This window comes from Agriterribacter humi (genome assembly GCF_009192765.1).
In the GTDB taxonomy this organism is placed as follows: Bacteria; Bacteroidota; Bacteroidia; order Chitinophagales; family Chitinophagaceae; genus Agriterribacter; species Agriterribacter humi.
Map to the genome: position 1 here is coordinate 181,034 of NZ_VOHQ01000007.1, position 26,457 is coordinate 207,490.

A 26,457-nucleotide genomic window follows, 5' to 3' on the forward strand; every position below is an offset into this window, starting at 1 on the left:
TTGCCGGTAACTCTCCGATTGCCCGGATGACTCACCATAACGGGCAGGCGATGCAACACACATTCCTTCTCACAAACATCAGCAACCGGTGTACAAAAAAGGCCTCCTGGAAAGGAGGCCAATTGCGCTTTGGCGCAAACATGAGAAAACAAAATTAACAAGCCGGTTATATGATTAACTCCAATAACCTGCCGGTGAAGCATATTAACGGTCTCTTTTCATTTTTAGTCGTTTCATCACAAAATATATTATCGAAAAAGCCAGCATAAAAATGCCCATACCGGTAAGCTCCGCTTTGGTTAAATGCGAGAGCAGCCAGATGATGGCTGCGGCGGCTGTTAAAGGGATCATCACGCCGCCGGGTACACGAAAACCTTTTTGGGTATTGTGCGCTTTCATTCTTCTCAGTTTAACAGTGGAGAGTACCACGCCCAAATACAGCAGCAGCGAGGAAGCGCTGGCAATGATGGCCAGTTGTTTAAATCCGCCCGATACAGCCATTATGAATCCAATGGTCACATATACGCCGATGGCTATATGCGGTGTAGCAAAACGCGGATGCACTCCGGCTAATCGTTTGGGCAGTAGTCCATCTCTTGCTGCAGCAAATAAGATCCTTGGCTGCGATAGTATCTCGCCACTTAAAGAACCCAGAATGGATAATATGGTAACTGCAATGATGAAAGCCATCCCCGGTTTGCCAAGGGCAATAGCTGCTACGGCAGCCAGCGGAGTATCTTTGTGTGCAGTTAACTGATCGCCCAATGTTCCCTGGGTAACCCATTGAATGGAGATATACAGCAGCATTACAATAAACACGGCCACGAAAATACCCAATGGCACGGTACGCAAAGGATTTTTTATTTCGCCGCCATTGCTCAACGGCACTTCTAACCCGAGGAATGCAAAAAACAATAAAAGGGATGCCGCGCCTATATTGCTAACGGTGGGTTCGGAAACCCATTTCAGGTTTTCTGCTTCCACATACGGAATGGCTACTATGATCAAAACTACCAGCGCAATGAGTTTTCCAATGCCTGCAAATACAACAAAGCCCACCCCGTTTTTCACACTGCTGATGTTGAGCCATGCAAGTCCGCCAAACAGCAGCAATAGAAAAGTCATTCTGTATACATCTATGCCCAGTGCCGGAAAAAAATGCTGAAGGGTATCTGCCAGGGCATTGGCAAGGGCTGCATCGGAAGCCATGCATCCGCCCAGCAGGTATATATTGCCCGCCAGAAAACCGGCCCAGGGCCCAAATGCCGTTTCAATATAAGTGTACACACCGCCGCTTTTGCTGGTGTTGCTCCCGGCTTCCGCAAAACAGAGCGCCAGTAAAAATATCAATGCCCCGCACACGATATAAGCCAGTATCGCTGCGGCGCCCAACCCTTCTGCAACAATGGCGGGCAACACAAAAATGCCGGTACCTACCACCATATTTACACCCGCCAGTGCCAGTGAGCGAACGCCGATTTCCCGTTTCAGATGCTCTGTTGTAGTGATGTCTGCCATTCAATTGAAGTGTATGTATTGCCGTACAGGCTGCGCGCCCAATTTCATGTGCACAGATGATCGTCCATTCATTATGGATGGCTTCACCGGGGGATAGTGCCCGGGAGTTGAAAAAGCGATTGCTTTCGAAACCTGCTGCACAACAGGTGCCGGTATTGCAGGTTCCGAAACGTCGCCGGTATTATTTAGTTAGCAGGCTCTGACTGTAGTAAACCATTTCGGTAACAATTTTGCCCTTTTCATCAAAGCCATCGCTGATGTGCATGGGGAGAATGATGGCTTTTTTATCTGACTTGCGCACCAGGTGCAGCTTCCACCACGACAATACCTCACGGCCATTATCCATTTCATATTCCAGGTAATCGGGGTATCCGATCATTTCAATGAACTTTATATCAAAATCACCGGAAAATTTTTCCCAGTCTGCTTTTGCTTCTGTCTTATTCAGGTATTTTCCATACGCGTCATTGATATCGTAAAACCGGGCATCATCACTAAAAAAACTGAGGGCTTTATCAAAATCGCCTTTTTCGTAAGCATACATAGACTTACGCATGGTATTGATATTTTCGTGATGGTTGTATATCTTTCCGTTGGTTCTGTTCGAAAAACTAACGCCGATCTCATCCAGTATACTTCTGTTGTTATAATTGATGATTGTTTTGATTTTGTTTTCTTTTGTGAGCTTATACAAACGATGCGCCGCGGCGTCTAATTTTACACCGGTAACTTTATGCACGCCTTTGAGTATATCCCAGGTTTGTACCCAAACCTCGTCATTTTTGTTTTCCTTTTTGTATTCAACCGCATCAGCATAAGAGCCCGGATAGGGTTCTATGGCAAAGTAATCGAACTCATTGTAGTAGCGGAGGGTATTGGCAACAAATGCTTTCTTAGCGGTTCCGCTATCGCCATATACATCGGTTGTGCCATTGATCGCTCTGAAATCGTCTGTTAAAAAGCTGTTGATTTTGGCCGAATCACCGCTCACAGTGGCCTTTATAAACGCGTCCACTACATTAATAGCCGGATGTTCTATGTATACCGTTCCATTGGCTTTTTTCTGTGCAAGAGCGGCGATAGTCCCTGTAAAGAGGAGGGCGAATAGTAATAATGCTTTTTTCATTGTACCTGGGTTTTGAAGATGAGTGATATAAATACATGTTTTGGATAAACTGTGTTTGAGGTGTTGATATGGGTTAACCTAAAAAGCGAACAACTCCCGTGTGGAATGTTTAAGTGTAAAAAAAACTATGCGTGATCTGATTTGGTGAGCGGCAGGCGTTCCGTAAATATTGGTGCGGTAAAGTTCCGGCTTATCTGAACGGGTGGTGAGTACGTTTTCATCATTTCAGGGGATATGCTCAGCTTCCGGCAGGACAAATTGTGCAGCATCAGTAAAAATTCGTCTTTTTTACCACGTGTGATCAAAAAACTACCCTTTACCGTATGGTAAATATCTGCCAGGAAAGTTATCTTTATAGGGATGCCCAGCCCGTTTCGTAAACCTTCATTTATTTTTTTACTTTTTGTTTCCTTTTACTGGAATCGCGTTCCGGCTCAAACAGGTTCCGGCTATGAAACCATTTCCACTGCCCAGGGCCTTTCGCAGGGGATGATCTTCGATCTTTTACAGGATCAGGAAGGATTTATTTGGGTAGCTACAAAAAATGGTCTGAACCGGTATGACGGGTACAGTTTTAAAGTTTTTTCCAACGATCCTTACAATCCGCATAGTTTAAGCAGCAATACCATCCAGAAAATATTTGAGGATTCAAAAGGACGGATCTGGGTAGGTACAGAAGATGCCGGGATCAATGTATACGATAAGAAAAGCGGTAATTTTTACCGCATTCAGCACAAGGCTGCCGACGTAACCAGCCTTTCGGGAGATGCCATAAGATGTATAGCTGAATTGGCCAATGGCACCATGCTGGTTTCTGCCTATGGCGCCGGTTTCAACAGGATCGAATTGCCCCCCGGTTTTTTTGAAAAACCATCAGCGCCAATTATAACAAGATTCGAACTTCCCCATAACAACGACAATGTATATGCTATGGGAAAAGATCCCGGCGGCAACGTGTGGATCGGCGGGTTCGACGGATCGGTGTACCGCTTCGACACTGCTAAAAACAGTCTCATTGCATTGAACAAAGGCCACCTGCTCAATGATGGCTTTGTTACGGGAGGTGGAGACGTGCTGCTGAGCGGTAATTATTTTTTATGGGATGGTGGGGCAACCTACCCGATTTTTGATACGGCAAAAATACCTGCCGGCAATATTTTATTAAAGCCACGGGCGTTTTTGTGGAGGAACTATTACCGGGAGCTGTCCAGCTATGATGTAACCAGCAGGGCAACCGGAAAGCCCCTGGCAGGAGACCTGCAACTTCCCGGAAATGTAATGGCAATGTTTCCTTTTATCACCGATCGTTCGGGCATGGTATGGTCGGGTTCGGTGGGCTATGGCCTGCGCAAATACAGTACCGACGGCAGTACATTCAATGAGCACCTGTTGCCGGGATTCAGCGTAAGAGGGATCATACCCGACCGGGCAAATAACATATATGTTGTGGATTACGGGTATGCCTGGAGAAAGATACACGGGCAGTCAATAGAAAAGGATCCGTTCAAAAATTTCCCCCAGCTTGCCCTGATTGACAATTTTTTGATCAGTAAAACCGGCAGGTTTTGGTTTAAATCGGAAACAGAGGTCTATAAAAGCTACTACGATTACAACCCGGTTTCCGGTAAATTAACACAGTATCCTTTGGTTTTGAATGAAGCCAGTGGTGATAAGCAACCGCTGATAGAAGACAGCAAAGGATACATCTGGTTTCCTGTGCGGGGCGGGAAGTTCAGGAGAATACATGAGGAGAGTGGCAGGATAGACAGTTTCAGCATCAATATCAACAATACCAAACCGCTCAATACCAATTCTGTTTGTACGGCATTGTACGAAGACGGGCAGGGCGTATACTGGGTGGGTACGCAGGAGGGTTTTGCAAAACTCGTTTTCGACAGCCGGCATGAGCTACCCGATGTAAAATGGTTTTACAACAAGGCTGAAACACGCAATTCGCTAAGTTATAATCATGTATCCTGTTTTATGGATGATCCGGCAGCGCCGGATAAATATTTATGGATATGCACCAAGGGGGGCGGATTGAACCGCATGAACAAGATAACAGGTGATTTTTTTCATCTTACTTCAAAACAAGGTTTGCCCGACGATGTGGTGTATGGTATTTTACCGGATGATGCGAAAAACATCTGGGGCAGCACCAATAATGGGCTGTTCTGTTTGCTGGCCAATCTCACGCACGACAGTACCGGCTGGACTTTCAGGAATTTTACCAAAGCCTACGGATTACAGGGCAATGAATTCAATACGGCTGCTTTTGCCAGGCTGCCCAATGGTAAAATGGCATTTGGCGGTGTGAACGGCTTAAATATTTTTGATCCGGAACAAATCCTTTCAGGTGTGTTTTCGCCCAATGTGTATATCACCAATTTATTAGTGAACAATACCGTTGTTGTACCCGGTGATAAAACGGGCGTGCTGCAGCAAAATATTGACCAAACCAAAGCCATTACCCTTAATTACCTGCAGGATATTGTAACGCTTGAATTTTCATCGTTAGACTATACGGCTCCCGAGCAAAACAAATACCGCTATCAGTTGGCGGGTATTGATAAAGGCTGGGTGGAAAGCGGCAATCGCAGGTGGGCTACCTACCTGCATCTGCCTGCAGGAAAATATACCTTCAGGGTGCAGGGCAGCAACAGCCAGGGCATCTGGAGCAACCATATGCATGAGTTGGAGATCATCATACTGCCACCCTGGTGGCTCAGTTGGTGGGCCTATATCATATATGGTGTACTGATCGCATTGGCCATAAGAATGTATCTTAGGTTTAATGTAAATAAGGCCAGGCTTGAATCGCAATTGAACTATGAACAGTTGGAAGCCAAAAGAGTAAAAGAACTGGATACGATTAAAACACAATTGTACACCAATATTACCCATGAGTTTCGTACACCCCTTACGGTTATACTGGGTATGGCGCAGCAGGTCATTGATCAGCCGGGGGAACAGTTTGACAGCCGTATGGATATGATCGTGCGCAATGGACGCAGTTTGCTGAACCTGGTAAATGAGATGCTGGATCTTTCCAAGCTGGAATCCGGCAATATGCAACTGCAAGTAACGCGGGGCGATGTGATCCACTTTCTCCGTTATGTTGTGGAATCTTTTCACTCCCTGGCCGACAGCCAGCAAAAGCAACTGCATTTTCTCACCGATGCGGATGCCCTGTACATGGAATACGACAGGGAAAAGATCAGGCAGATCGTTTCCAACCTGCTTTCCAACGCCATCAAGTTCACGCCCGAAAAAGAAAATATCTACATCACCGTAATCGAAAATGTGTCGCCCGATGAGGGTGATCGCGCTACATTGATCATTAAAGTAAAAGATACCGGCATAGGTATACCCGAAGACCAGTTGCAGCATGTTTTCGATCGCTTTTACCAGTTAGACAACAGTCACACCCGCAAAACAGAAGGCACGGGCATTGGTCTTGCATTAACCAAGGAACTGGTTAAATTAATGAAAGGTGAGATCGTGGTTAAAAGCCCGCCTGCCGGTATAACACGTGGCAGTGAGTTTACGGTATCGCTGCCCTTAAAAAAGATAGCTGCCGTTGATGAACACACGGAAGATGGTTTGAAAAAGGTTTCCATCACTCCGCCTGCCCCGGCCACCACCGCCACAGCACACGTAAACAACGGCCAGCACACTACCACTGCGCCCCTGATACTGCTGGTAGAAGACAACGCCGACGTAGTGGCGTATACGGCATCCTGCCTGCCCGGTTACCGGCTGGCTGTGGGTAAAGACGGAAGGGAGGGGTTTGAGATCGCTACGGATATGATCCCCGACCTGATCATTACCGATGTGATGATGCCATTTGTAGATGGCTTTGAACTGGTGGCTCAGTTGCGCGGCAATGAATATACCAGTCATATTCCCATTATTATGCTTACGGCCAAAGCAGACATGCGCAGTAAGATAGAAGGTTTGCAGAAAGGTGCGGATGTGTACCTGGAAAAACCCTTCAATAAGGAAGAGTTGCTGGTAAGAATAGAGAAGCTGATGGAGATGCGCAAAAAATTACAGCAGTATTATCTTAAAAAAGCCGGCATCATTACCAACGGTTCCCAACCCTTGCCGCCGGATAGGGTTTCAGAAAAAATAAGGGAAAAACCTGAAGATGCTTTTATCATAAAACTGAGGGAAGTAGTTGAACAACATTTGAGCAATGCAGATTTTACAGTGGAGCAATTGTGCAGGCTGCTGTTCATGAGCCATTCGCAACTGCATCGTAAATTAGACGCACTCACCGGTTACTCCCCCAACAAATTTATACGGATGCTGAGGCTTAAAAAAGCGAAAGAGCTGTTGCTGCACCCCGCCAGCAGCATTGCCTCGGTTGCACTGGATTGCGGCTATAACGATCCGGGTTATTTTGCAAGGGTATTTAAACAGGAGTTCGGTTCCACACCACAGGAATGGAGAACGGCAAATAGCTGAATCAAACCCTTAACGGAGATACCTTCAGCGAAGTGAACGACCCGTTAAGCCAACTGTCAATTTTAAACCGCGACAATTCTTATACCGCTGCTATAAAAATGATAAGATTGTCTCAAAAAAGAGATTTACTGATTATTGCAAATCGTAATCTTTAGTATTGTCCATAAATACTCACTCCTCCTCCAAAATATTGATGCTTCAGGTGTTCATAAACTAAATTTGTCCTCAAGTCAATATCATCTGTTTGGTAGGTTGGATAAGGTAAAACTTCAAAAAGCGTTTTATTTATATAGTTAAAAACCGCTGCTGCCGTTACTGATTTATCAGCCCATTGGTCAACTCTTAATTTTTCTTTTTTTAATTCTTCAAGTAGCTCAATCGAGATTTTCTTAATTTCTTTTTTTTCTTTTTCTGCTAATTTTTTGCCGTGTCTTAAGATGTCGAAGATGGCTTTTTGTTCTTCTGTTAACCCTTCTCGTTTGGTGTCGGCTTCCTCTTCTGAATACGAGTTTATGAGTTCAATCAGTTTTCTGAAAGTTTCTTTGATGACTACTTCGTCTTTGCCCCTGTTGTATTCTTCAATGATTTCCTGATAGCGTTTGTAATAGTCAACCGTCAAAGGATTGCGTTCAACCATTCGTTTTAACTGCTTTTCAACTTTGTCTTTCAGTGATTGAACGGCTGCGTTTTTATTTTTGGTTTTCATAAAATATTGCTCCAGCAACTCAAAATTCAATCCGCTCAGATCTATAATTTTTTCTTCGTTGTGTCCGGGTTCTGTTACCATGGTTTCTATGGATTCATCCACCACATTTTGAATTTTTCTCATGATGTCGGCAACGTCGGCACTTTCAATATTACTTTCTATGGCTGTATAAATTACATCAACGGCGCTTTTCCGCTTAGCATATTGATTCAATGCCTTATCGGGTTGCAGGGCTTTGTACTTTTTGAAAACTTCCCTCGCTAAAATCTGAAATTTGCGTTTGGTTTCGTCATTGGTGTAAACGGCATTAACCCCTTTTTCCATTGCTGCCAATTTGTGCAAACCATCCGCTTTGATGAGTTCTTTCAAATCGAAATTCACTTCATCCTGCAAAAATGTTTCAGTGGCTTCCAGTACTTGCTCCAATTGCCTGATGAGTTCTTCTTTTGGTTTTACAGGTGGCTCGGGTTTTTCTCCTTCACCATCCTCGCCATCGTCACCTCCCGAACCATAAATTGCCAAAGCATCCAGCAAGGCCGTGTAAGTTTCAATATAGTCCACTATTAGCCCATTGTTTTTGCCTTCGCTTATACGATTGGCTCTTGCAATGGCTTGCATCAACGTATGTGATTTTAACGGCTTGTCTAAATACAAAGTGGAAAGCGTAGGGACATCGAAGCCTGTAATCCACATGGCGCAAACTATCACGAAACGGAAAGGGTCATTCTCATCCTTAAACCTTGTTTCAAGGTCCTGGGTGTTCATTTTATCCCGGTGCGGTTCAATATCTAAATCCCATTTCTGAAATTTTTGAATTTCGTTTTGTTCTGAACTTACTACTACACAAATTTCCGTTTCCTTGATCCATTGCAATTCACGGCTCTTTTCTAACAATTCCTGGTCGCCATATTTTCCTTTGGCAACTTCTTTTTCCAATTGTTCAACGGTTAGTTTCCAATGATGCGTAATCAAATCATACATTGTTACGGCTGTAAGTTTATCCAATGCGATAAACATTCCTTTGCCTTTGTAGCCTCTGTTGCAGAAGTGCCAAACAGCATCTTTGGCGATAGCATTTAATCTTTTCTTTGCTGTAAGTATGGGATATTCCCGTGCAAAAAGCTGTTCAACACTGCTGCGTTGGTCGCTGTCTAAATCCTCACTTTCGGCATCTATTACGGCTCGTATTTGCTCATTGATAACGGGATTTTTCAATCCTAAATACTCGCCTCTGTTTTCATAATACAATGGAACGGTTGCTCCGTCATCCACACTTCGTTTGAAATCGTATCGGGAAACATAGTCTCCGAAAATTCGCCTGGTAATTTCATCGTCTTTGAAAAGCGGGGTTCCGGTAAAGCCAATGAACGAGGCATTTGGCAAAGCATTACGCAAATTCATTGCTAAACTTCCGCCTTGCGTTCGGTGTGCTTCGTCTGAAATGACAATGATGTTATGCCGTTTGGTTATTTCTTCTTCAAAGTTAAATTTGTGAATGAGTGTAAACAAATAGCGATGTTCTGAACCCAGTAATTCTCTTAAATGTTTTCCGCTGCTGGCTTTTAATGAATCTTTGGCGCCTGCTTTTATATCAGGAACAGCACCTATTCCTCTAAAAGTCCCATAAATCTGTGTGTCTAATTCGTTGCGGTCGGTTACGATTAAAAAAGTGTAGCTGCCTGTAAACTTGTGGTGGATCTTTTGACAGAAGAAAACCATCGAGTAAGATTTTCCGCTTCCCTGTGTATGCCAGAATACACCCAATTTTTGTTTTTCTTCTAAACTGATTTTACCCAGTTTGTGGAGTTGCTCTTTGTGCTGAATGTTTTCAATGGCTTTATTTACGCCAATAAACTGATGGTTTCGGGCAATGAGTTTTACCACTTTTCCCAATGAATTATCAAACAGGATGAAGTTCTCAAACAAATCCAAAAGGCGTTTCTTCTCGCAAACACCAACAATGATTCTATCCAAAGCAACAATGCCTTCGTCTTCCTCGGTAATGCGTTTCCATTCGTGAAAATGCTGATACTTGCCTGTAACGCTACCGATGCGGCTTTCAATACCATTGCTCAATAGTACAAAAGCATTGTAATGAAAAAGTTTTGGAATGACGTCTTTATAGTCCGTAAAATTATCGTTGTAAGCATTTTCTAATTTTCGGTGGGCTGCTTTCAGCTCTATGAATAAAAGCGGAATTCCGTTTACAAACCCGATAATATCGGGTCTGCGTTCCCTGTTGCTTTTACCCTGGATCCATAATTGGCGAACAGCTAAAAAGTTATTCTCTTCGGCATTGTCAAAATCAAAAACTTTGAGTGTTTTATTCTTTACCTGTTCGCCTTTTTCATTGATGAAGTCAACCGGAATACCGTTTCTTAATAATTGGTGTTTCTCGAAATTGATTTCAGCCAATGACCTGGTAATGCTTTCTTCAATGAGTTTTTCATACGCCTGATGGTAGGCCTGTTCAGGTAAGTTTGGATTGAACTGTTTTAGTTTCTCAAAAAATACCTTTTTGAGCACCACTTCCTTTTTGTTCAGTCTGCCCAAAGCGCTGCCTTCGCCAAAGCCTTCTTTATTGTAGGCCAATAGCGTATCCCAACCCAACTGATTGAAAAACAAATCAATCGCGGTTTTTTCTATGAGGTTATCTTCTGAGTATTCCCAGGTCATCTGTTTCTGTTTAAAATACTAATGATAAGTTGCTTTACCGTTTCCATTTCTTCGGGCTTGCTTGTGGCGACAAAAAGAGTGAGTGCAGCCAGGGCTTCATTGCTGATGATTGGCGTATTATTATCTGCAAAGAGCAAATCGTTTTTCTCCAGAAAATGCAGAAAGCAAGCCGCTGCTATTCGTTTATTCCCGTCCACAAACGAGTGATTTTTCACAATCAGGTATAAAAGCGTGGCCGCCTTTCCTTCGATGCTTTGATACAAATCTTCATCTCCAACACTTTGAGCTATCTGCTTTACGGAGCTTTCAAAACCTTTATCCTTTGGTTTGGCAAACACATCCGAAGCAAAGGCGGACTTCATTTTGGCAATCAAATCCAAATACGCTTTCAACTCAGGATAAACGGTTTTCCGGATAGTCTTTCCTTTAGCATCTAATTGTTCGTGGTCATAGTCGTCTAACAATTCAAGTCCTTTGGCAAAGATTTGCAGCATTTGGCTGTCTGCCTCAGTTGCTTGTTGGGTAATGGCCCGGCTCAATATGCGGATACCGGTTTTTAAGTATTCAACCTGCTGCTGTTTTTCGGCAAGGCGTTTTTCGTTGATGGCGTAGCCTTGCACCAGATAGTCTTTCAGTCGTTGGGTTGCCCATTGACGGAACTGGGTGCCTCGTTTAGAATTTACCCGATAACCTACCGAAAGAATAGCATCGAGATTGTAGTATTCAATGGTTCTTGTAACCTCTCTGCCAGCCTCGATTTGAACTGTTGCATTTTTTGCAACAGTTGCCCCCTTGTCTAACTCTCCATCTTTATAAATTTTACTTATATGTCTGGATATTACTGATTTATCACGACCAAATAATTCTGCAATTTGATTAAGCGAAAGCCAAAATGTTTCCCCTTCAAACTGCACTTCTACCTGCGTTTGATTATCTGGGGTTTGGTATATCACTATCTCACTCATACTTCTATTTGTCCACTCATCAATTGTCTGAATTTGGATTTGTAGGATTATTTGATTTTAGGATTTCATTTTTATATGTCTTGTTTTCGGGATGATTGACATTATAAACTCTTTTAAAATCAAGGCTTTTTGCCCCAAAATTAATAAGCAAACCAATGGGCAGGTGGTATGCCTGGCAATAATTCATGGCCTGTGCCAGATGCACTTCTTCTAATTTTATCAATGCCTTTAATTCCACCATAATCACTTCTTCTACAAAAAAGTCAACCCTGCGAGTGCCAATATCAATGCCTTCATAGTAAATAGACATTTCCATTTCACGCTTAAATCCCAATCCTTGATTTTCCATTTCAATTGCCAAGGCCCGCTGGTATATTACTTCCTGAAAACCATTGCCCAAGGTACTATGCACCTTCATGGCACAGCCGATAATTTTATGTGTCAGTTCTTCGTATTTCATACTAATCCTATCATCCTTTAATCTTAAAAATCCTAATTCAGACCTCTATTTGTCCATTCATCAGTTTAGGTAATAAAATATCCCTTGCCTCGCGGAGTTTGGTGTTTTGTTGATTGAGTAGCGATTTCAATTTCAATAATCTTGAAACTTCTTGGTGAAATTCTTTCAATACGCTTTCAGCAGGTAGGTTTACTTTTAAAGCTCTTGTATATGCTAAGCTAATGAACCTTTGAGAGGTGCCGCTTGATTCTTGTTGGAACCTTGTTTTCATTTCATTTGAGTTCAAATAACAATACAAAAATGAAGTGTATATTGGGTCATTCGGCTTGAATATAATTACATTCTTAACTGAAAACCCGAAAGGAGAATCTATAATTGCCACATTTCCAATGGTGCCGATATTTGAAAGAACTAAATCTCCATTTACAACTTTACTTCTTTTTTGAATTTTATCGTGGTCTGCTTCGCTAATGAAATATGCAGATGAGAAGTCAATAAAACCTCCAATTAAATGTTTGCCAGTTACCAAGTAATAGCCATCAACTTGTTGTTTTGGACTGTCGTGTGTTCCATCGGTTACATAGCAAACATCAAGAATTGATTTCTCATCTAATTTCTCCTCCTTCACAATCCCCCTATACCTCAAAAGCGCCTTCTCCTCCAACAACTTTATCCGCTTCAAATTATTCTCTATTAAATCATCATAAGCCGATAAAATGGAAGCGATTTTGCGTTGGGTGGGGAGTGGGGGTTTCGGAATGTTGAGATTTGATAAAATACTTTGATTTAAGTTGTTAATATTTGTTCCACCCGCATTTGCAGATAATGTATTCCTAAAAAATTTTGATTTAAATAAATAGGCATAGAATTTTGGTAAGACATCTTCCTTGGTAAATCTTGCCCTAATGCAAAAACCTGAAAATGTCAATGGCTCCAGTGTATTTTCAATAAATAAGTTTCGTCCTACAAGCTCCTTATTTCCATTTGAACGAACGAAGAGAATGTCACCCTTTTTTAAAAAGTAGCTTGGATTAATAAAGTCTTCTTTGAGTTCTGCTAAACCTTCTGTTTTTACCGAAAAGTAGTCTTGAAAATCTGCTACAGAAATATACTTAACACCTTGCCCATATTGGTCTTTATTGAAGTTTAATCCATTCTTGAATTCAGCAACATCACCTAAATTCACTCTTCCCCAATTCATATTAGAATAGTTTTATAGTTTTCAGTAATGCTTTTCGCCAAAGCAATTGCTTCTTCGTTCAATCCTTCCAACTCAATATGTATTTCGTTCAGGCGTTCTTCGTAGTCAAAGTCATCATCGGTGGCGGTATCCACGCCAACATACCTGCCGGGGCTTAGGCTCCAGTCTTTGGCTTCTATTTCTTTTTGGGTTACAACTTTGCAAAGTCCCTCCACATCGGCATACACGCCATCAGGAAATCGGCTCGTAAGCCAATGGGCTTGTTTGTAGAAATATTCGGTTTCGTGCAGCAGTCCGAGGTCTTCTTCACCGGGGTTGCCGCTGAGTTCTTGTTGCAGGGTTTTCAGTTGGTCGAGCTGTTCTTTCAGCTTCAGGTCTTTCCAGTCTTTGTTTTTGTTCAGTTGGTATTCTTTGGCGGCTGTGTTTATTGCATCCAACAGTTGCTTAATGAGTTTGTCCTGGGGTTTGCGTAATGCTTTGCATAAGTGGGCAATGCTTTCTAAAATGTCAATATCGGCTTTTGCCTTTTTCGCTTCGGCAATCAGTTTGTTTTGTTGTTGGTAAACCTGTGCCGTTTCCTCAATTTTTAACGCTTCCACAAATGCGTTTGCGGCTTTATTTTCTTTCACGTATTTGCTGGCAAAGTCACTTGCAGTTTTAAATACCTTCTGCAATTGTGTTTGAAGTTCAACAGTTGTTTTTGCTATGTCTTTAGCCCGACTCGCTGACTGTTTCAGGTAAAGATGAATGGTGTTTTCAAAGATCTTCCTATTACCCCGGTACAAATTCACAATGCAAATAAGGTTCTGTAGCTGTTCGGGGCTAAAATCGTTTACCTTGCTCGTTACCTTGCGGTAAATCTTACGGGCATCGAGCATCAGTGTCTTGTCGCTTTTCTTTTTGTCGGTTTCTTTTGCCCGGTCAAAAAACCAAAGTGTGCAGGGCAATGAACGGGTATAAAAAAAATTGTTTCCAATAGCCATCATCACATCCACCGCGCCTGTTTTTACCAACTTCTCCCGTATGTCTTTTTCGCTATGGCCTGCATCACTGGCAGAAGAAGCCATCACAAAACCTGCTCTGCCTGTAGGTTTCAGGTAGTTGTAGAAATACTGTATCCACAAATAATTGGCGTTGTCGTTTTTGGGCAGGTTTACTTTGCCATCCAGTACTAAGCGGAGGTCTTTCTTTACAGCATCTTTTGCTTTGTCCACACCATCCACATTAAATGGGGGATTAGCCATTACAAAGTCAGCACCGCCCACCAGGTTGTGTTTATCTTCATAAAAAGTATTGCCCTCTTTTATGTTGCCTTCCAGTCCGTGCACTGTCATGTTCATTTTTGCCAGCTTCGTATTCAGGTCAGCTTTTTCCTGCCCGTAAAAGGTAACTTTTTCAGCTGGCTTCAGTCCGATACTCTCCATAAAATAGCCTGTTTGCACAAACATACCCGCACTACCGCAGGCAGGGTCAAACACAATGCCATGGTCGGGTTCAATCACGTTTACAATGGTTTGCACCAGGCTCATAGGCGTAAAAAACTCTCCCCCTTCCTGTGCGCCGGTCATCGCAAATTTGTTGAGAAAGTATTCGTAAATCTTCCCGAACAGATCGCCTTCGGCTTTTTGCAATACCTCTTTATTGAAAATGCGGAGCAGTTCACGCAACAGGTCTTTACTGAAAATGGAAAAGTTTTTGGGCAAAACACCTTTGAGGTTTTCGTATTCGTCCTCAATCAGTTTCATAGCGTTGTCAATCGCTTCGCCTGTGTCGGCACTTTCGGGCAATGCTACCAGATAGTCAAATTGTGCTTTTTCGGGCAGGAACATGGAGTTTTGCTCTTCAAAATCTTTTTTGGTCAATGCCCGTTTTCCCCTTTGCGGATGCGATGGCAATGTTTTTTCTAATTCAGTTTTTACTTTTTTAAACCGGTTGTACGCGTGTCGTAAAAATATCAGGCCAAGAACCGGCATTGAGTATTCCGAGGCAGTCAGTTTACTATTAGCCCTCAGTTGGTCTGCTGCCCGCCAAAGTTCCGCTTCTAATTTTCTCAGTTGTTTTCCTTGCATTGGTTGATCTAATTCTTTCGAGATATAAATTTCAAAATCCTTTCTTTTTTCGCCCCGGAAATGATGCCCTGTAAAAAGCATCAACTAGCGTCTGAAGATAGTTAACCTGCAATTCTATGACATCCAAATCAAACAATTGCGCAACTACCGGTACGGTTTGCCGGGCGTTCGCTCCTTTTCAATTCAGCTCAATGTGGATGTATCAATATCTAAGGTGGATCCTACTTTACGCAAAAGCGTTTTCTTCAGTTTGAGCAGGGCACTAATCAAAACCGGAATTACAACTCCGGATTACCTGGCATTTTATTTATGCTTAAGTGTCAAATTTAAGGAAAAGGTGAGGCTTCCCGGATGATATCTCGGAAAATTATTATGGGATGGTAAAATTGGAGATGTCGGACCCGTTATTGTTTCGCAATTTAAGACGCTATCAAACGTCCTCTCTCTTTTGGATGCTTATCCCCTGTCGCAACACCCCTTTACCATTGTCACAAGCACACCCGGTTTGGGTTAACCGGGCTTTGTAGCTTTGTGTCATCAGCAAAACAAAATGATATGCGAAAAATCATTGTTCCCACTTTTATGACCATGGACGGCGTATTGCAGGCGCCGGGCGCACCGGAAGAAGATCGCTCGAATGGATTCCAATGGGGCGGCTGGCAATTTGCTTACTGGGACGAACAGATGAATAGCGTTTTGAGCAAAACCTTCTCCACCCCGTTTGACCTCTTGCTCGGCCGTCGTACCTATGAAATATTCGCGGCGCACTGGCCCTACCAAAACGATGCGATCGCTGAAATCTTCAACCGCATCAATAAATACGTGGTGGCTACAACACCCGTTGACCTGTCGTGGAAAAATTCCGTACTCATCAGCAAAGATGTGGTGAATGAATTGAAAAAATTAAAGCAGCAAGCCGGTCCCGACCTGCTGGTGCATGGCAGCAGCCGCTTGGTACAAACCCTTATGTCCAATCACCTCATTGATGTATTGCATACCTGGATATTTCCCATCACACTCGGCCAGGGGAAAAAATTGTTCCGGGAAGGCACACAGGCGCAACAATGGAAGCTCACGGACTCAGTGGTATCCACAACGGGTGCGATCATCGCGAGCTATGTTCCGGATGGCGAGGTGAAGGGGGGGGCTTTGTACCGGATAAAGTGAGTGAAGCGGAATTGGCCCGCCGGGAAAAATGGAGCCGGGAGTAAGCAGTCAGGCCTTAGGTGTTGCAGGTCGAAAGTGCATGGCGTCAAACCATTATTAAAATCCTGCTGAAACCCGGCATGAAACATTTTCTAAATTTTCAGATAGTTATATTTTTTCCAGCAATTCTTTTTTTATTAATTCGAAGGCTTTTTCATTGTCGTATTCTATACCTGGTCGAAGAATAACATGAATATCACTATTGAATTCATTGTCGTTCATTTTCTCCTCCATATTTAAAATAAATTCCTTTTGTGTAGGGAGTTTATCTACTACGAACTGCATATACTGCCGGTAGCATTGTAACAGTTTATCGGTATTTATTTCGTGATGTGAATATGCCCAGTAAAGATCAAACAGATCCCTGCTTTTTCTACGCTGATACAATGCTCGCAATTTGGTGCCGAATAATTCTTCCAATTCAAAGGTTGTGAGTTTACACTCTCCGGTGAACCATGAATTTTCAACTTTCAACTTTATTCCCTTTAAACCCATTACATTGAAGTGTTCCCTTGTATTTATTTCAATTTTCAACCTCATATTTATTACAGGTGGTATCTCGGATGGAAAGCGATAAATAATTGAGTTATTATGTAAAGCGCGTTCGCTCTTTCCTTTCGTTCCTATAAATTTCATCCGTTCGCGAATTCTATCCAGCAAAGGGCCGATAGGGCCTTCTTTTATTTGAACCAGGTCTATGTCTTCTGAGTATCTTGCCTGGGGCTTCAGGTATAGCTTGTGAAAAGCGGTGCCACCTCTGAATGCAAGATTTGTTCTTAGCAATTCGTCAGAAAAAAGCTCTACTAATGAACGTTCTATAATTAAGTCCTGTTCAACTTGAGCGTTATCCGACCAGGGAGCATGCTCTTTCCATTCCTCGATGTATCGTCGTGCAATCATATATCTGTTTCAATTTGCGCATTTGGAATAATTTTCCATTTTGTGTTTACTTCCCCCCTAACTTCCCTGCCAGGAACAAGAGGCACAACCAAAGGTCTTTTTGCTGTCAACGCCTTTAATATAGCTTCGCTTAATTGTTCATTTTTCAAATGTGCGTCCAGCAAATAACCGAGACGCTGAATTGCTGCAACCTGTGAATATGATTTAGCTGTTTTCTGCAGTTTGCCTGGTTTTATTTCTTCCACAAGTTCCCGAAGAATACTAGCGGTGCGATTAATGCCGGTATTTTTTATATAGTATAATAAATCCAATGCAGTCAATTCCGGCGACGAAACGTTAATGTAACCAGCGTCCGTTTTTGTCTGTATTATATCATCTTCTAACCATCCTGTTTTCACAAAAAAATTAATCTTCAATTTTTTGTTTTTAATATTTCGCAAAGCAGGCTTCTCTATTATTATAAAAGATTCCATTGGCTGCTGGTGGGCCGCCCCATGTATTGCCGCAGCAGAGATAAGCCCTACATAATATTTTCGACCTAAGGTTTTCATCATATCATCTATAAATAAACTGTAGGGAATCACCCCCTGGGCAGCATATTCGGGTGGTATGATTGCATAAAACCCCTTCCTAACCTGTATGATTTTTTTCTTTAATTTAAGTCGGAAAAGATTCTGATTCAAGGCTTTATCAGACAATTCAAATTTTTCTTTAGCTTCTTCCAAAGAGAAAGCATAACGACCCTTAGACCTAAGTGAATCCAGGTATTCTTCAAGATAATCGTAAGACTTTACTAAGACGCTCATTATATAATATTTGCGATTTGCTACACACTCTGTAGTAGATCGCAAATGTAATATACTAAATCTAAATTTTATTCCTTCTTTTTCACAATCATTCCCTCCCTTCCCGGCGTATTCATCACCAGACCAGCGCAGGACATCTCCCTAGTTGATACTGTGAAACAGACAGTGCCTGATTTGCCCCGACACTGCCGGATAAGTTGTAACCAATCTTACCCCTTTTTAACCCTTAATATTTTCCGGCAATGCCCTCCCATATTGAAAAGAGGATTTGCCAGGAGAATATTTGATCCTGCAGGATCAATCCTGGTCAACTAAGATAATTTGTGAGATCAAATACAGCGCTTTACATTTTATGCGCCCGCCCGGTAAACCATTCCGATCTGTCAACGACTCCCCGCTCTTTTCCACTTTCTCTTTTAAGTGCTTACCCCTGTCGCAATGCGCCTCCACAATTGTCACAACTGCACCCGCTTTGAATTAAGCCGGCTTTTTAGCTTTGTGTCATCAGCAAAACAGAATACCATGCGAAAAATTATTGTTCCCACTTTTATGACGATGGACGGCGTATTGCAGGCGCCGGGCGCACCGGAAGAAGATCGCTCGACTGGATTTAAATGGGGCGGCTGGCAATTTCCTTACCAGGACGAGCAGACGAAAAGCGCCTTGGGCAAGATCTTCTCCACACCGTTCGACCTGTTACTTGGCCGGCGTACGTATGAAATATTCGCGGCGCACTGGCCCTACCAAAACGATGCGATCAGTGCAATCTTCAACCGCATCAATAAATATGTGGTGGCAACAACAGCCATTGACCTGTCGTGGAAAAATTCCGTACTCATCAACAAAGATGTGGTGAATGAATTGAAAAAATTAAAGGAACAGGAAGGCCCCGACCTCTTGGTGCATGGCAGCAGCCGTTTGGTACAAACCTTATTGTCCAATCACCTTATTGATGTATTGCATACCTGGACATTTCCCATCACACTCGGTGAGGGAAAAAAATTGTTCCGGGAAGGCACACAGCCCCAGCAATGGAAGCTCACGGATTCAGTAGTATCCACAACGGGTGTGATCATTGCGAGCTATGTTCCGGATGGTGAAGTGAAGCGGGGTTCATTTGTACCGGATAAAGTAAGTGAAGCGGAGTTGGCCCGCCGGGAAAAATGGAGCCGGGAGTAATGTCAGGCCTTAGGCCTTGAAGGTAGAAGGTGCATGGGTTCAATTGAAAATGCTGCACCTGATTGTTTTGGATATAGCCAGGGATGGCTGTGGCCTGCTATTCCATAAATGCAATGAGCCGGAAAACCGGCTCATTGCATTGGTAGCTATATCAATATCTGAAACTACATCAGGATAAAAAACCTGCAAGGGTATAGCAGATACTTTGGTCAGGTGCGGCCCTACTCGTGATTGTTGACACCAATATTTTTGATCGCGTCTGATACGTCTCCCATATCCTTTTTAAACTCGCGCTTGAATGCCGCCCATTTGGAAGTTTTTGTATGAACAGATTCGTCAAGCTGCTCCTTCAGGTCTTCGTTCTTTGCCTCGAGTTGCTTTACCTTTTTGTTGTACTTCTTTTTAAGGTCATCGGCGAGGCTGGGACCTTTGTCCTTTAATTCGGCGATCTTCTTTTGGTTTTCGGCGATACTGGTTTCGGCTTCCTTTTTAAATTGTTCATAGTCAGCGGCCGAATCTATTTTCGCTTCCGTTAGATCCTTTTTGGCTTCGATCATGTCTTTTCTGGCCTTCGCGGCTTTTTCATTTTCCTGGCTGGAGGCAGACAAGCTGCTCATGGCAAGGATAGCGATCGCGGAAATGGTTACAATGCTTACTTTCATGTTGTGTGTTTTAAATATAAAATTTGTGCTGGTCATAGTTAGTCTAAGGGAAATGCAATTTTTATTCCCTGCGTTTGGCTTTTGATTCGTCTACTGCCGTTTTCTTGTTATCAATATCCGTTCTCATAGAACTCAGTTCATTGGATATGGCAGCAAGGCGCACCTCAATAGCGGCCTTCTTCTTTTCAAGATCCGTTTGTTCATCCACCAGCTTTTGATATGCTTTTTCAGATTTGTTCACATCGCTGATCTGGTTGCTGATATTGAGATCTGCAAAATGATTGTCGGCATCTTTCACAAATGAATTCAGAAATGCAATGACATTTTCAGTAAGAACGCTGTCGCTGCCTGAACTGGTGAAATTGTTGTATCCCTTAGATACCGCCATGTATACGTTGCTGGAATTGTTAGGACCCTCTTCTACCTTGGTATACAGGTCTATTTTATCTTTACTGATCTCCGAAAGGATAACGCCCTTGTAACTGGCTGCACCGCGTCTCACCCTTTCTTTCAGTCCTGCACGGGATAGCTTTTCCTGCAACGCTTCAGTGGTAACTTTCAGTGGTTGATTGATACTGATCATAACGGCATCCCTGTTTGTTTTTTCAATAACAGTAGATACAGAAGTGGCTTGCGCGGTAACATAGCCGCATACCACTAACATGGCAATAGCCAAAAAGAATTGTTTCATAAAAAACTTTTTATAAGTGAAAATTTCGGAGCAGGTGTAACAATTGAGGGGGTTGTAAAGTAGAAAGTCAGAATGATTACGAAGTGCGTCCTTTGAACACATAAAGATAGTCTATTTAAAATAGAAACAGGATTTACTTTGTTAAATAGGATCAAAGCATTTGATTTCCCGGGATTCGTGCTAAAACACGTGTAAAAAAATCCACAATAGCACGATGATTGTATCCGCTCTCACGGTTGGATTCACAAGAATCCGGGTAAAAAATCCCGGACCTCATATTGCTCTATTGGTACTATCAAATTTATCTTATGGAATTTAGCCCATTACATATCGGTATTGCCGCAGGTATATGCACGGCAATTTCTATGATTCCTCAACTTATAAAAATCCTGAAAGAAAAAAAATCAGAACAGGTTTCTGTGCCGATGATTCTTATACTGCTCAGCGGGCTCGCGTTATGGGTTTGGTATGGCTTTGTCAAAAAAGATTTTCCTGTTATTATAACCAACTGTTTTTCTTTATTGGTAAATATCCTTTTGGCCATCTTCTCTATCAGGTACAAAAAAAAGAAAACAGCGCAATGAAATTTCCCCGTTCGGTAAGAAAGCGATAAATAGAAGTCAAGGCATATTATCGCCTGTAAATTCGGCATTGAATATTTTGGCTTTTATAACAGTTCATTGTATCAATCCATAATCAATCCTTTGCCGGTATGCTGATTGGCATGAAAATTTAATCTGGTACATTATGAAAAAGACAATCACGCGTAAAAGGAAGATCGTTTATATCGTCCTCGGAAGCCTGCTGATCATATTAACCGGCTTGCGTATTGCCCTGCCCTATATTTTGCTGAATTATGTAAACAAACAATTGACAATGATTGACGGATATACCGGCCATGTAAATGATATTGACGTTGCCTTATACAGAGGCGCATATACCATTAAGCAAATCAAACTCGACAAGACCGGTGGAAAGGTTCCTGTTCCATTTTTTGCTGCGGATATCATTGATCTTTCTGTAGAATGGAAAGCATTGCTCAAGGGCAGGATCGTTGCCGAAATAGAAGTGGAAAGGCCAACCCTGAATTTTGTAAGCGGTCCCTCCAAAGCGACCAGTCAGACAGATATTGATAACGACTGGACAAAAGTGGTAGACAACCTGCTTCCTGTTAAACTTAACAGGTTCCAGGTCAATAATGGAAAAATTCATTACAGGGATTTTCACAGTTCACCCAGGGTAAATATTGAGGCTGGAGAAGTCCATATCCTCGCCGAAAATCTTACGAATGCCGGGCAGATAAAAAATACACTGCCTTCTACCGTAAAGGCGTCTGCGACGGTATATAATGGAACAGTTAACCTGGATATGAAGATCAATCCGCTTACTACTATTCCCACCTTTGATCTGAACGCGCGGCTGAGCCCGGTGAAAATTACTGCGATGAACGACTTCCTGCAGGCTTACGGTAATTTCGATGCAGAAACAGGAACAATAAGTATGTATTGCGAAGCAGCAGCAAAAGATAAAAAGATCACCGGTTATGTAAAGCCCATCATCAAAGATCTGAAAGTTGCGAACTGGAAAGAGGATAAAAAAAACCTGGGGATAAAGGTGTGGGAATCAATCGTGGATGCTGTGGGCTGGGTGCTGACCAATAAAAGAAAAGACCAGATCGCTACCACGGCCGAATTTACCGGCAACATTGACACACCCGATGTTAACACCTGGGTGATCATCGGTCAGTTGCTGCGTAACGCTTTTATCCAGGCGCTGTATCCTGCGCTGGAAAATAGCATCAACCTGCATTCGGTAGACAAAAAAGAAGATAAGCAAACTTTGCTGGAAAGAATTTTTGAAGGGGGTAAAGCCAAAAAAAATTCAAATAAAGATAAAAAGTAAGGCTGGGTGAAATGATAAGACTTCAGTAAGCTTTTGCATGAGTAACAGACATATCTTATGCAGGAAACAAATCACTTTAGGCAACTAACAAGCACACATCGGTAGAGCAACGGGCGCATGCATCAGCAAACTGCTTGCAATAAAAACATGCACATATAAATAAAACCTCAGTAAACTACTGACCATTTCCAGGGCTGAGTTTTTTAAATTGTTAAGCTGATATATGAGATGAGTAAAAATAAAAGCAGCCTGCTATCAATAAACAGGCTGCTTAAAAATGATCTGCACTATTGCAGGGTTACTTTGATGATATTTTTGATGTCCGGTAAGGTTGTAAAACTGTTAGGGTTAGGTACCGCCTGGATGGGTTTGTTTTCGTCAAGTGGTGTACCCGCCAGGTTGAATTGTGTGATACCGGCACCCGGATATTGATTAATAGCGGTTCCGTTATCAAACAAGCCAATGGACGAAGATACATCTCCTTTTTGCAGGGCATCTATATCGTTACCGGTTGTTGCAAAAAACCAGTCGTTCGAAAATCCATACATGGTAGCAATAGCAATTCTGTCACCTTTAGTCACGCTGAGCTGTTGCGAAACCTTGCCTCCAACTGCGTCACTGATTTTAGGAAGCAATACCGTGGTTGCAGTTTCCTTTAATACATATACACGCTTTACACCTTTCTTTGTTTGTAAAGCCGCTGCTAAAACATCGGCATTGCCTTTTTGTGCCAGATCTTTCAACCCTTCCCCTCGATCATTTTCACCTGGTTTGTAAAAAGGGTTTTCATTTCCCTTATATACTACTACCAGTACGGGCGACAATGGGGTGAAGATGCCGGTAAGTTCAGTAATATAACCACTTAATGCGGTGTTATCGCCCATTTCTGCAATATCGGTTAGCCCGTTTGCCGTTGGTTTATCCGCCGCATAGAGGGGCTCCGGCAGCAGCAGGTTGCCGCCTGCCACATAGGATATTGCCCAAACACCCGGGCTGAATGGGGTTTCATTGGCAGTCCCGCCTGAATTATTCATAATGGTGAGCGTAAACATTGAACTGCCATTGTAATCAAGCGATACTTTCATTAATTGCGATGCAGGCAGATAAGTATTGCCATAATCATCTGCAGCATTTATCTCCTTAATGTTTTTGGCACTCACCTCCGCGGTTCCCGGATGCGCTACGCTCATACCGGGTACCTGATTGATGCGGGTTCCGTTATCCCACAATTTTATCCCGGCAGATACATCGCCGGTAATGGGAGTACCATCATCATTATATAATCTGATACCCGGATTTTCGGGTGCAAAGAACAGGTCGTTGCTCCAGCCGTACATGGTGGCAAAGGTTAAACGCTGGTTTTTAGCAGCAGAGAAGCTGAAAGATACCGATTGCCCGGGAAAAATAACCGGTGGCGTTCCCTCACCCTTAAACGTCCCGGATTCTACCAGGGGTTTACTGTCCAGTACATTTTCAATGGTAATGGTATTAGGTTGTGTTACAACTTCATGGTCTTTTTTGCATGATGCCAGCAAGACAATCGCAGAGAGCATCGTAATAGTTACTGCAATATTCTGTTTCATTTTTTTGTTTTTTAGTACACAAAAGAACAAACAGGATGTCCCAAAGCAGTCGCAGAATTATAACAAAAGTATCACGGCGCAGATCGGATAGTTTTTTTGCGGACTTTTGAACACAATATTGATTTCAATCTGATCCATATGCACAAAGTGTTGCTGATAGAAGACGATAATAATATCGTTGAACTGCTCACCATCCACCTCAATGACCTTAGCTGCGAAGTTGTTCCGGTTGCCAACGGACAGCATGGGCTGGCCTTTGCCAGGGAACAATCCTTTGACCTGGTTATACTGGATATTATGTTACCGGGTTTGAACGGAATGGAAGTCTGCCGCCGGATAAGGCAGACAGACCGGCATACGCCGATACTTATCCTGTCTGCGCGGTCGGAAGAGATTGACAAAGTATTAGGTCTTGAAACAGGAGCCGATGACTATCTTACCAAACCTTTCAGTGTACGGGAATTTATTGCAAGGGTAAAAGTGATCTTTCGCAGGAAGGAAGAGCAATTACCCGAAGATAAAATTGCACTGTCCTCTGTGATCAGGTTCGCAGAACTGGAAATAGATACAGACAAAAGAAAAGTTATGCTCAACGAAACCCGCATTGATCTCTCTCCCAAAGAATTCGACCTGGTCGTCCTGCTGGCATCCAACCCGGGAAAAAGCTATAGCCGCAAACGCCTGCTGAACCTCGTATGGGGATATGATTTTGAAGGGTATGAGCACACGGTGAATTCCCATATCAACCGCCTGCGGGGAAAAATAGAACAGGATATTTCCAACCCTAAATTTATCCTCACTACATGGGGTGTGGGATATCGCTTCAACGAAGAATTATAAAAAAGAAATTATGTCTATAAAAACAATCAGGGGCAACCTTTTGTTCTGGAAAATCGCTGTTGTGTTTTCCGGCCTTTTGATAATACTGGGAGTAATGTTTGTGCTGATTGCATCAAAGCTGTCCAGGTCCTATTATACCATGGCTCACCAGGAACTCTATGGCAATATAGCTTCTCACCTGGCCAATTTTACGCACCCGTTAAAAAATGGTAAACCCGATACTGCTGTTACACATGATATCATACATTCCATTATGGTGGCAAATCCCAGTGTGGAAGTTTACCTGCTGGACACAACCGGTAAGATCACAGATTATGTGGTACCGGATAAATCTGTACGCAATCACCATGTGGATATTTCCAAAGTAAAACAATGGCTTGCTGTAAAAAAAGGGGAACGACCGCTGGGCGACAATCCCAAGCAGCCCGATGAGCCCGGCATTTTTTCCGCAGCGCCGGTATATGAACATGGCCAACTCTCCGGATATGTATACGCATTACTGGCCAGCGAGAAACAAAGAGAAATTCTTAGTACGCTGAACAGTGATTTGTATTACCGCCTCGGGTCGTATATTTTCTTCAGTGCCCTGCTGATCGCCTTTATTGTGGGCGTGATCACTTTCTTCCTGATCACAGACAGCATCTGCCAGATTGCGGCTGTGGTGAGTAGATTTAAAGAAGGCGATTATGCTGCAAGAATTGAAGGGCACGCTAAGGGTAATCTTGGTATGCTCACCTCCACTTTTAATGAAATGGCGGATGTAATTGTGGATAATTTCGATAAGATCACCGCTACTGATAAATTCCGTCAGGAACTCATAGCCAATGTTTCTCATGACCTGCGTACACCATTGTCAATCATGCAGGGATACGTGGAAACGCTAATGATTAAAAAAGACAATATTAGTGACCGGGAAAAAGACAAATACTTGTCGGTGGTGGCCGAAAGCACCAGGAAGTTATCGGCGCTTGTGGAACAATTGTTTCAATACGCTAAACTGGAAGCCAACCAGGTGAGCCCGCAGAAAGAGCAGTTCCTGCTTGATGAGCTGGTTTCCGATATACTGATGGCCTATCAGCTTAAAGCAGCGGGAAGAAACATACACCTCGAACTGAATAATACGGGCAGCCTGCCGCCGGTGTTTGCCGATATCGCGCTTACAGAAAGAGTATTACAAAACCTGATTGACAATGCTTTCAAATTTACGCCTGATGGCGGCAGTATTACGATACATCTGCAATATACACCGGCAGGCGTACAGGTAAAAGTAGCAGATACCGGTGTGGGTATTGCGCATGAAGACCAGGCCTATATTTTTGAACGGTATAAACAATTGCACAGAAATGAAATGCCGAAAAAAGGAATGGGCATTGGCCTGGCTATTGTAAAAAAAATACTGGAACTGCACCAGGTATCCATACAGGTTACCAGTGAACCCGGCAAAGGAACTGCATTCTGGTTTGTACTGCCCATATTTTCCCGGGTTAGTGTATAAAG

19 protein-coding genes are annotated in these 26,457 nt (G+C 42.8%); 7 read left to right on the plus strand and 12 right to left on the minus strand.

What is annotated here, in order from left to right; translation table 11 throughout:
- Positions 1-204: 204 nt before the first annotated feature.
- Together FRX45_RS13730 and FRX45_RS13735 are read right to left on the minus strand one after the other, a co-directional pair.
- Positions 205-1,518: an APC family permease gene (locus FRX45_RS13730; RefSeq protein ID WP_152269010.1), complete on the minus strand. Its 1,314-nt coding sequence runs from the start codon at positions 1,516-1,518 to the stop codon at positions 205-207.
- Between the two features lie 181 nt (positions 1,519-1,699).
- Positions 1,700-2,644 carry a nuclear transport factor 2 family protein gene (locus FRX45_RS13735; protein ID WP_152269011.1) on the minus strand — a complete coding sequence of 315 codons (945 nt, stop codon included), beginning with the start codon at positions 2,642-2,644 and terminating at the stop codon, positions 1,700-1,702.
- A gap of 360 nt (positions 2,645-3,004) precedes the next feature.
- On the opposite strand from FRX45_RS13735, the gene FRX45_RS13740 reads away from it, so the two are divergent.
- On the plus strand, positions 3,005-7,114 hold the full coding sequence (locus FRX45_RS13740) for a hybrid sensor histidine kinase/response regulator transcription factor (protein WP_152269012.1): 4,110 nt from the start codon (positions 3,005-3,007) through the stop codon (positions 7,112-7,114).
- Between the two features lie 151 nt (positions 7,115-7,265).
- On the opposite strand, the gene FRX45_RS13745 is transcribed toward FRX45_RS13740, so the two are convergent.
- The 5 genes from FRX45_RS13745 to FRX45_RS13765 are packed head-to-tail and all read right to left on the minus strand — an operon-like array spanning position 7,266 to position 15,191.
- On the minus strand, positions 7,266-10,496 hold the full coding sequence (locus tag FRX45_RS13745; RefSeq protein ID WP_152269013.1) for a type I restriction endonuclease subunit R: 3,231 nt from the start codon (positions 10,494-10,496) through the stop codon (positions 7,266-7,268).
- Positions 10,493-11,461 carry a virulence protein RhuM/Fic/DOC family protein gene (rhuM, locus tag FRX45_RS13750; protein WP_152269014.1) on the minus strand — a complete coding sequence of 323 codons (969 nt, stop codon included), beginning with the start codon at positions 11,459-11,461 and terminating at the stop codon, positions 10,493-10,495. The genes FRX45_RS13745 and rhuM overlap by 4 nt, the downstream gene beginning before the upstream one ends.
- Before the next feature lie 19 nt (positions 11,462-11,480).
- On the minus strand, positions 11,481-11,921 hold the full coding sequence (locus tag FRX45_RS13755) for a GxxExxY protein (protein WP_152269015.1): 441 nt from the start codon (positions 11,919-11,921) through the stop codon (positions 11,481-11,483).
- Between the two features lie 37 nt (positions 11,922-11,958).
- Positions 11,959-13,122 (minus strand): restriction endonuclease subunit S, encoded by a 1,164-nt coding sequence (locus FRX45_RS13760; protein WP_152269016.1) that lies wholly within the window; start codon positions 13,120-13,122, stop codon positions 11,959-11,961.
- On the minus strand, positions 13,119-15,191 hold the full coding sequence (locus tag FRX45_RS13765; RefSeq protein WP_152269017.1) for a type I restriction-modification system subunit M: 2,073 nt from the start codon (positions 15,189-15,191) through the stop codon (positions 13,119-13,121). Before FRX45_RS13765 ends, FRX45_RS13760 begins: the two co-directional genes overlap by 4 nt.
- A gap of 531 nt (positions 15,192-15,722) precedes the next feature.
- On the opposite strand from FRX45_RS13765, the gene FRX45_RS13770 reads away from it, so the two are divergent.
- Positions 15,723-16,358, plus strand: a complete 636-nt coding sequence (locus tag FRX45_RS13770; RefSeq protein ID WP_226805371.1) for a dihydrofolate reductase family protein — start codon at positions 15,723-15,725, stop codon at positions 16,356-16,358.
- Positions 16,359-16,505: 147 nt separating this feature from the next.
- Here the strand turns inward: FRX45_RS13770 and FRX45_RS13775 are convergent, their stop codons facing one another.
- Together FRX45_RS13775 and FRX45_RS13780 are read right to left on the minus strand one after the other, a co-directional pair.
- On the minus strand, positions 16,506-17,297 hold the full coding sequence (locus FRX45_RS13775; protein ID WP_152269019.1) for a nucleotidyl transferase AbiEii/AbiGii toxin family protein: 792 nt from the start codon (positions 17,295-17,297) through the stop codon (positions 16,506-16,508).
- Positions 17,294-18,103, minus strand: a complete 810-nt coding sequence (locus FRX45_RS13780; protein WP_152269020.1) for a type IV toxin-antitoxin system AbiEi family antitoxin domain-containing protein — start codon at positions 18,101-18,103, stop codon at positions 17,294-17,296. The genes FRX45_RS13775 and FRX45_RS13780 overlap by 4 nt, the downstream gene beginning before the upstream one ends.
- A 522-nt stretch (positions 18,104-18,625) precedes the next feature.
- Between FRX45_RS13780 and FRX45_RS13785 the strand changes: the two genes are divergently transcribed.
- Positions 18,626-19,282: a dihydrofolate reductase family protein gene (locus FRX45_RS13785; RefSeq protein ID WP_152269021.1), complete on the plus strand. Its 657-nt coding sequence runs from the start codon at positions 18,626-18,628 to the stop codon at positions 19,280-19,282.
- A gap of 221 nt (positions 19,283-19,503) precedes the next feature.
- On the opposite strand, the gene FRX45_RS13790 is transcribed toward FRX45_RS13785, so the two are convergent.
- Both FRX45_RS13790 and FRX45_RS13795 read right to left on the minus strand, forming a co-directional pair.
- Entirely contained in the window at positions 19,504-19,944 is a 441-nt protein-coding gene (locus FRX45_RS13790) for a sll1863 family stress response protein (protein ID WP_152269022.1), read from the minus strand.
- Positions 19,945-20,005: 61 nt separating this feature from the next.
- Positions 20,006-20,635: a hypothetical protein gene (locus tag FRX45_RS13795; RefSeq protein WP_152269023.1), complete on the minus strand. Its 630-nt coding sequence runs from the start codon at positions 20,633-20,635 to the stop codon at positions 20,006-20,008.
- 308 nt (positions 20,636-20,943) lie between these two features.
- On the opposite strand from FRX45_RS13795, the gene FRX45_RS13800 reads away from it, so the two are divergent.
- Both FRX45_RS13800 and FRX45_RS13805 read left to right on the plus strand, forming a co-directional pair.
- Positions 20,944-21,219, plus strand: coding sequence for a SemiSWEET transporter (locus FRX45_RS13800; protein WP_152269024.1), 276 nt, complete (start codon positions 20,944-20,946; stop codon positions 21,217-21,219).
- Between the two features lie 163 nt (positions 21,220-21,382).
- Positions 21,383-22,537: a DUF748 domain-containing protein gene (locus tag FRX45_RS13805; protein ID WP_152269025.1), complete on the plus strand. Its 1,155-nt coding sequence runs from the start codon at positions 21,383-21,385 to the stop codon at positions 22,535-22,537.
- Between the two features lie 287 nt (positions 22,538-22,824).
- Here FRX45_RS13805 and FRX45_RS13810 read toward each other — a convergent pair whose 3' ends face one another.
- Entirely contained in the window at positions 22,825-24,120 is a 1,296-nt protein-coding gene (locus tag FRX45_RS13810) for a spondin domain-containing protein (protein ID WP_152269026.1), read from the minus strand.
- Between the two features lie 138 nt (positions 24,121-24,258).
- On the opposite strand from FRX45_RS13810, the gene FRX45_RS13815 reads away from it, so the two are divergent.
- Together FRX45_RS13815 and FRX45_RS13820 are read left to right on the plus strand one after the other, a co-directional pair.
- On the plus strand, positions 24,259-24,960 hold the full coding sequence (locus tag FRX45_RS13815) for a response regulator transcription factor (RefSeq protein WP_152269027.1): 702 nt from the start codon (positions 24,259-24,261) through the stop codon (positions 24,958-24,960).
- A gap of 10 nt (positions 24,961-24,970) precedes the next feature.
- The gene (locus FRX45_RS13820) at positions 24,971-26,455 is read left to right on the plus strand and encodes a HAMP domain-containing sensor histidine kinase (RefSeq protein ID WP_152269028.1); all 1,485 of its coding nucleotides are present in this window, start codon (positions 24,971-24,973) and stop codon (positions 26,453-26,455) included.
- Positions 26,456-26,457: the final 2 nt, after the last annotated feature.

Coding starts and splice junctions, on each gene's coding strand:
- FRX45_RS13760 (WP_152269016.1), bottom strand. CDS start 13,122: ATGAATTGGGGAAGAGTGAATTTAGGTGATGTTGCTGAATTCAAGAAT.
- FRX45_RS13810 (WP_152269026.1), bottom strand. CDS start 24,120: ATGAAACAGAATATTGCAGTAACTATTACGATGCTCTCTGCGATTGTC.
- FRX45_RS13775 (WP_152269019.1), bottom strand. CDS start 17,297: ATGATTGCACGACGATACATCGAGGAATGGAAAGAGCATGCTCCCTGG.
- FRX45_RS13805 (WP_152269025.1), top strand. CDS start 21,383: ATGAAAAAGACAATCACGCGTAAAAGGAAGATCGTTTATATCGTCCTC.
- FRX45_RS13820 (WP_152269028.1), top strand. CDS start 24,971: ATGTCTATAAAAACAATCAGGGGCAACCTTTTGTTCTGGAAAATCGCT.
- FRX45_RS13795 (WP_152269023.1), bottom strand. CDS start 20,635: ATGAAACAATTCTTTTTGGCTATTGCCATGTTAGTGGTATGCGGCTAT.
- FRX45_RS13755 (WP_152269015.1), bottom strand. CDS start 11,921: ATGAAATACGAAGAACTGACACATAAAATTATCGGCTGTGCCATGAAG.
- FRX45_RS13785 (WP_152269021.1), top strand. CDS start 18,626: ATGCGAAAAATTATTGTTCCCACTTTTATGACGATGGACGGCGTATTG.
- FRX45_RS13780 (WP_152269020.1), bottom strand. CDS start 18,103: ATGAGCGTCTTAGTAAAGTCTTACGATTATCTTGAAGAATACCTGGAT.
- FRX45_RS13735 (WP_152269011.1), bottom strand. CDS start 2,644: ATGAAAAAAGCATTATTACTATTCGCCCTCCTCTTTACAGGGACTATC.
- FRX45_RS13765 (WP_152269017.1), bottom strand. CDS start 15,191: ATGCAAGGAAAACAACTGAGAAAATTAGAAGCGGAACTTTGGCGGGCA.
- FRX45_RS13740 (WP_152269012.1), top strand. CDS start 3,005: ATGCCCAGCCCGTTTCGTAAACCTTCATTTATTTTTTTACTTTTTGTT.
- FRX45_RS13730 (WP_152269010.1), bottom strand. CDS start 1,518: ATGGCAGACATCACTACAACAGAGCATCTGAAACGGGAAATCGGCGTT.
- FRX45_RS13815 (WP_152269027.1), top strand. CDS start 24,259: ATGCACAAAGTGTTGCTGATAGAAGACGATAATAATATCGTTGAACTG.
- rhuM (WP_152269014.1), bottom strand. CDS start 11,461: ATGAGTGAGATAGTGATATACCAAACCCCAGATAATCAAACGCAGGTA.
- FRX45_RS13800 (WP_152269024.1), top strand. CDS start 20,944: ATGGAATTTAGCCCATTACATATCGGTATTGCCGCAGGTATATGCACG.
- FRX45_RS13745 (WP_152269013.1), bottom strand. CDS start 10,496: ATGACCTGGGAATACTCAGAAGATAACCTCATAGAAAAAACCGCGATT.
- FRX45_RS13790 (WP_152269022.1), bottom strand. CDS start 19,944: ATGAAAGTAAGCATTGTAACCATTTCCGCGATCGCTATCCTTGCCATG.